The organism is Trichococcus sp. (assembly GCF_049589555.1).
GTDB lineage: Bacteria > Bacillota > Bacilli > Lactobacillales > Aerococcaceae > Trichococcus.
Genome location: NZ_JBAWAZ010000326.1, coordinates 1 through 2248, shown reverse-complemented (window position 1 = coordinate 2248; position 2248 = coordinate 1). Strand labels below are relative to the sequence as shown.

Annotated in this window: 2 protein-coding genes; one reads left to right on the top strand and one right to left on the bottom strand. The window is 42.1% G+C overall.

Features of this window, described 5'->3' with window-relative positions; translation table 11 throughout:
* The first annotated feature begins 244 nt into the window (after positions 1–244).
* Positions 245–1933: an IS1634 family transposase gene (locus tag WBV27_RS11435; protein ID WP_424202172.1), complete on the top strand. Its 1689-nt coding sequence runs from the start codon at positions 245–247 to the stop codon at positions 1931–1933.
* Between the two features lie 63 nt (positions 1934–1996).
* On the opposite strand, the gene WBV27_RS11430 is transcribed toward WBV27_RS11435, so the two are convergent.
* Positions 1997–2248: hypothetical protein (locus tag WBV27_RS11430; protein ID WP_424202170.1), on the bottom strand; the 252-nt coding region annotated here is incomplete at its 5' end.

Sequence of the window (2248 nt, the reverse complement as noted above, 5' to 3'; positions counted from 1 at the left end):
TCCGTTGAATTCTGTCACTGTGGCAGTCACACTTTTGGTCGCCAGCAAAGCTGTCTGATTTTGGCGTAACCGGAACATAGCCCAAGTTTCCGAAAAATATTGACACAGCGGTGTGATATGCTATAATCCCGACTTTGACAGTTAAAATAGTAAAATTCAAATGAAAAGCTTGCGGTTATTGGAAAAAACGCAAGTTTTTTATTTTTTATGCTGTTGTGAACGGTTGTGCGTGGTATAATGAGGTATGTTTGTAAAAGTGACTAAGAACCGCGAAGGCACGCAGTATGTTTCAATTGTGGAAGGCTATCGCGACAAAGATAAAGTAAAACAACGTACCATCAAATCTTTGGGAAAGTTGAAAGAACTGGAAGCCGGGAATCCTAATTATTTATCGGAATTAAAGGAGGACGTAAAGGCAGGTAAGTTTCAACCGGAACCGGAAACCCTTTCTCTCACCCTCGATTTGAATAAAAAAATATCAAATCCACTCCAAAACTACGGTTGGCTCCTTTTGGATGAAATATTCAGGAGCCTTGGGCTCGCAAAGGTTTTGCGAGTACATCAAAAAGGAACGAACTCAAAAATCGATTTGAATGAATCGTTGCGTCTACTGACGGTGAAAAGGATTTTAGATCCCCAAAGCAAATGGAAAAGCGTTCAGTCCCAAGGGGACTTGTTTGGGGATTTTAATCTATCTCCTCAGGATGTCTACCGATCGTTGGATACTTTTAGCCTACTGAGCGAACAGATCCAGTTGCAGATGCACCATGTCATCTCAAAAAGCGTCGGGCGCACGGGAGCATTGGTCTTTTATGATGTCACGAACTACTACTTTGAAACCGATTTGGATGACGAGCCTATTGAGGTGGATGGGGAGACGCTCCCTGCTTTTCGGAAACGGGGCCCCAGCAAGGAGAAGCGGCCCAATCCTATAGTACAGATGGGTTTGTTCATGGACACCAATGGGATTCCCATTGCATTCCGGTTGTTTCCTGGGAACTGCGTGGATGTTAAAACCTACCTACCCGCAGTGGAGCAAATAAAAAAACAGTTCGGGATTGAGCGAATCGTTGTCGTAGCTGACAAAGGGATGAACAGTAAGAACAATATCATTGAGACACTCAAAAATAAGGACGGATACCTTTTCAGTCAAAAAGTTCGTGGCACCAGAGGTGCTCCAAAGGACATTCAAAAATTCGCGCTTGATTCTGAAGATTGGATCATCAATGAGCAGGAGACCTTCGCAAAAAAATCGATGATTCGAAAAAGAAAAGTTGATAAAAAGGAAATTACAGAAAAAATCCTCGTAACCTGGAATCAGAAGTATGACTTCCGAGAAAAAATCCGTCGTGAGAAATCGGTGGAGTATGCAGAGAAGTTAACTGCTGGTGAGAGATTCCGGATGACCATGAAAAAAGGTGGCAAACGATACTTGGATGTAGAAACTGTCGATGAAGAGACTGGAGAAATCAAGAGGCTCGTGCCACACATCTCCATCGATGAGGAGAAAATTGCATTTGATGAGCAGTTTGATGGCATCAACGTACTGATCACCAGCGAGACGGAAATGAGCGATGAAGAGATGTTGGACAGCTATCGCTCATTGAGTCGCATTGAGGATTGTTTCAAGGTACTCAAGACGAACTTTGATGCGCGTCCAATTTATGTCTGGACCCAACCCCATATCGAAGCACATTTTTTGATTTGCTTCATCTCTCTGACGATCATGCGGCTGCTGGAACATAAGCTGGAATGGCAACTTAGCCCAGAAAGAATACAGAGTGCCCTACTCAGCGCACAGTGCCGTCCGTTGGAAAAGGGATATTGGGAAGTCTTTGGAAACGAGGATTTCCTGAAAATAAACGAACTTCTCGGTAAAAAATGGAGCCATCAATTTGTTCCGTTAGAAGTCCTTCGGACTTACGCAAAATAATCTGTGTTCACAACAATTTCAAAACAAGAAAAATCAGCTAAAAACCGCTTTATAGCAGTGTTTTTAACTGATTTTTCTTTTATAAACTGTCAAAGTCGGGATTATAGCAAAGTTCAGGAAAGATTTGACGGTGAATTGCAGCGAAAGGCAGGATTTCTTCGCATTTTGGAAAATCAGCCCGTAAATGATTGACCAGCGCTCATTTGTACCGCTATACTGTACTTCCCGACTTTGACAGTTTATAAAAGAAAAATCAGTTAAAAACACTGCTATAAAGCGGTTTTTAGCTGATTTTTCTTGTTTTGAAATTGTTGT